Raw genomic sequence first — 3,599 nt, 5'->3', positions numbered from 1 at the left:
GATGGTTTAAATGATGATTTATATGTTAAGTTGAGGGGTATTCCAATGAAGGATATTAAGCTCAAGGTTATTGAGAATGCTAGGAAGATTGGTCATGAAAGCATAGTTTTGGTGGTTACATTGGCTAAGGGGGTTAATGATGATCAGCTCGGGGACATAATAAGGTTTGCATTGGATAATAGTGATGTTATCAGATGCGTTAATGTTCAGCCAATATCCTTTAGTGGTAGGGCTAGTAAGCTTGAACGTGAATCCATGAGGATTAACACTTCAGATTTCATGAAGCTTGTGGAGAAGCAGACCAATGGCTTAATTTCAGTATACGATTTCAGGCCAGTTCCATGTGTGGTTCCAATATCTAGGGCTGTGGGTGCACTTAAGGGGAAGAGGTATGTGGAGTTTACGACAAGCCCATTCTGTGGTGTAGCTACATTCATGGTTAAAACTGATGAAGGTTGGAAACCCATAACTAGACTTGCAGATGTGGATAAATTCTTCAATGCCATGGATAAGGTTTATGAAGATGCATCTAAGGGTAGTAAAGGTAAAGCATACTTGAGGGCTGCTGCAAGTTTGAGGTATGTGAAGTTTGGATTGATAAAAGATCTACTCGTACCAGTATTGAGGGAGGGGAGTTATGAGGCTCTTGGAAAGTTCATGAGGAGGGTTGTTATGATTGGATGCATGCACTTCATGGATGTATGGAACTTCGATCTACAAAGGGTTAATAGATGCGTAATACATTACGCCCTCCCAGATGGAACTGTAAGGCCATTCTGCACATACAATAGCATTCATAGGAGTGTTGTTGAAGAGAAGTATGGAGTACCATTAAGTGAATGGAGGTCTAATAAGGTTTAAATCATATGACTAGAATAGTGCATCTTGATGGTTATGGATGGATTGGAATCACCTAGATGTGCATACTGTGGAGTATTTGCATGTTACTCTGCAGACTACAATAAGCTTCCAGCAAATTGCCCAATGAAAGTTTTAAGTGAAGTTGTTGAGAAGGCTAAGGATGAGCTCCTAACAAACGATTACTCTAGGAAGCTTGCTGTGGAAGCTTCTATCATTGAAGGTTCAGGGTATATGAAATGGCCTAGACTTAGGGAGATAATTGAATATTGTAAGCGTTTAAATGTTTCGAAGGTTGGTTTAGCCTTCTGCATTGGGTTGAGGAGGGAAGCCAACTATACTTCTCAAGCCCTTGAGAATGCTGGTTTAAAGGTTTACTCTGTATGCTGTAAGGTTGGGGGTATTGATAAATCTATTGTAGGTGTCCCAGTGGAGTATAGGCTTGGGAGGGGTCCTGTGGAGGCAATATGCAATCCCATTGGACAAGCATACATATTGAATTCAATAGATACAGATTTGAATATTGCTTTAGGCCTCTGTGTAGGTCATGACTCATTATTCTATAGGTATTCTAAAGCTCCTGTAGTGACATTTATAGCTAAGGATAGGGTTACTGGGCATAATCCAGCTGCAGTTATCTATAGTGGTTATTATCATAGGGTTTTCGGCATTAAAGCGCACTAAAATTCCCATTTCTTAACCTTTTTCATAACCCTTTCATTCATTTTTATATCTTCCTTCTTCGCTTCCTCCTCTATTTCCCTCACCTTTATAGGCTTCTTCCTTAATTCGAGTTCGCATGTTCCATCTGGTAGTAGTGCTCTTTCTTCGCAGTATGCGAAGGTGCAGTTTGCTCCGCTACAGAGGTCGTTTGCCCATGTGCATATGGCTTGTTGGCTTCCCCCACGTTTTTGCTGTGTTCTTACTAATGCTTTTTTTGCACATCTAAAATGTGGGCATGTGGGTGTACATTTTTTTGGCAAGAAGGGTCCTCCACAACCTAACAACTTACAATTCTCCATTTAATTTACATTTACTTATTTTTTTCGTTCAATTGTTTTGGGTATATCTTCCAATAATATATGTCTTCCAAATCTATTCCTGATACCTGTGCCTGCATTATTTTATCCATCTCCCCAACGATTTTCTCCATTATCTCCCTCAATTCCATTTTATCCTTCAAGTAGTATCTCACTATTCCTCCAACCTTCTGGTATGGGTATCCTAGTCTAGCTATTTCATTTTCGTCTACGCCATGCTTCCAAGCTACTTCCACATCATACTTGTATGGGTAGTCTGAGAGTATATCTTTCACTCTCCCAATATCCATTAGCTTCCCATCAACTAGTATCATTGCCTTTTCACATATCCTATTCAGTAGGTTTATGTTTCTATCCACCATTATTATCGTTAACCCCTCTATTGAGTTTAATATGTCTGTGAATTCTTCAATTACCTTTTGATCTATTTCTCCTAGGGCATTATCCATTAGCATTATTTTTGGCTTCTTAATTAACCCTAAAACCACTTTGAGTATTGTAATCTGGGTTTCTGATAATGTCTCTATCCTCTTACCATAATCCTTCTCACTCAAACCCACAATTTCAAGCATTTCCATGCATTCCCTGCTAATTGGGTTTTTGAATAGTTCTTGGAAGTATGATATTTCCTCTTTCACAGTTAGCTTCTTATTCAATTGCATTTGCTGTGAAATGTAGTATGTGTTCTTCCTAGCCCAACCTAAATCCTTCACAATACTTTTACCGAACATTATTATGTCCCCTTTATCAGGTCTATATATGCCTGCAATGAGTTTTAGTAGTGTTGTCTTCCCCGATGGGCTTGGCCCAATTACAGCTAGATCCTCCCCCTCCCCCAATTGGAATGATATATCCTTTAATGCTGTAACCCTCTTACCCAATGCTCCACTCTTGAAGGTTTTTGTAACCCCCCTAAACTCTAGAGCCTTCATATTTATCGCCCTCAACTAATACTGCTCTATCGTTCCCCACTTCTCAGCTTTAATTATTGCATATCTCAATATCATTGCTGCTATTATGCTGAATACCATTGTTGAGGTAATCATTTTCATAATCCCCATCCCTATACTGCTGTATACTGCATTTACACTATCCCTTGGATATCCAAGTATCATTATATCTCTGAATATTTGCATTCCAATGGTGAATGGTATTACTCCAGTTATTGGCCAAAGCTGTTTTGGTAGTAGCTCCACTGGGAAGTAGAATCCTATTGCCATCATAACTATCTCCATTACACTAGTCGTCACCATACCTATCTTCTTGAATATTAGTGTCATTGCAACCATTATCATGGATAATCCCAATGTGAACATCCATGAGCATACATATCCCAACACCAGCATTGGTGTTTGCTCAATACTGAAGTTTAATGCTCCAATATATCTTAGGACTGGTAATCCGAATGCTGATGTTATCAAGGTATATTTGATTGTTGAGGCTATGGCTCTACCCATAAGGGCTTGCGTTATTGTCACATTGCTTTCAATTAATAGCATTATAGTCCCCCTACTTGCCTCCTCCCCCAGCAACCTTATACAGTCATCATATGTCCTCGCCATCATAGTCCACATATAAGTCCCTGTCAGCATGAATTTCTCGAATGTATACCCTTCAGGCATAACTTTCCCCCTAGCTTCAAGGAATAATCCTATTATTCCAAATCCAATGAAGTTTCCAGCAATCACCAATGCATCCATT

At 39.3% G+C, this 3,599-nt stretch carries 4 protein-coding genes and 1 pseudogene; 2 read left to right on the top strand and 3 right to left on the bottom strand.

Features of this window, described 5'->3' with window-relative positions; translation table 11 throughout:
• Together MRT15_RS10995 and MRT15_RS10990 are read left to right on the top strand one after the other, a co-directional pair.
• Positions 1 to 861: pseudogene (locus tag MRT15_RS10995) on the top strand (radical SAM protein); the annotation flags it as partial.
• 27 nt (positions 862 to 888) lie between these two features.
• Positions 889 to 1,542, top strand: a complete 654-nt coding sequence (locus tag MRT15_RS10990; RefSeq protein WP_304330234.1) for a DUF1847 domain-containing protein — start codon at positions 889 to 891, stop codon at positions 1,540 to 1,542.
• On the opposite strand, the gene MRT15_RS10985 is transcribed toward MRT15_RS10990, so the two are convergent.
• From MRT15_RS10985 to MRT15_RS10975, 3 genes are all read right to left on the bottom strand, one after another.
• Positions 1,539 to 1,841, bottom strand: a complete 303-nt coding sequence (locus MRT15_RS10985; protein ID WP_304330232.1) for a hypothetical protein — start codon at positions 1,839 to 1,841, stop codon at positions 1,539 to 1,541. The genes MRT15_RS10990 and MRT15_RS10985 overlap by 4 nt on opposite strands.
• Before the next feature lie 50 nt (positions 1,842 to 1,891).
• Positions 1,892 to 2,830 (bottom strand): ATP-binding cassette domain-containing protein, encoded by a 939-nt coding sequence (locus MRT15_RS10980; RefSeq protein WP_304330230.1) that lies wholly within the window; start codon positions 2,828 to 2,830, stop codon positions 1,892 to 1,894.
• A gap of 15 nt (positions 2,831 to 2,845) precedes the next feature.
• Positions 2,846 to 3,599 (bottom strand): hypothetical protein (locus MRT15_RS10975; protein WP_304330228.1); only part of this gene is annotated, 754 nt, incomplete at its 5' end.

This window comes from Candidatus Culexarchaeum yellowstonense (assembly GCF_024707025.1).
Classification (GTDB): domain Archaea; phylum Thermoproteota; class Methanomethylicia; order Culexarchaeales; family Culexarchaeaceae; genus Culexarchaeum.
This window is presented reverse-complemented; position numbering and strand designations above follow the sequence as displayed.

Excerpts from the sequence above, each read along its gene's own strand:
- MRT15_RS10980 (WP_304330230.1), bottom strand. The coding sequence starts at position 2,830 with ATGAAGGCTCTAGAGTTTAGGGGGGTTACAAAAACCTTCAAGAGTGGA.
- MRT15_RS10990 (WP_304330234.1), top strand. The coding sequence starts at position 889 with ATGGTTATGGATGGATTGGAATCACCTAGATGTGCATACTGTGGAGTA.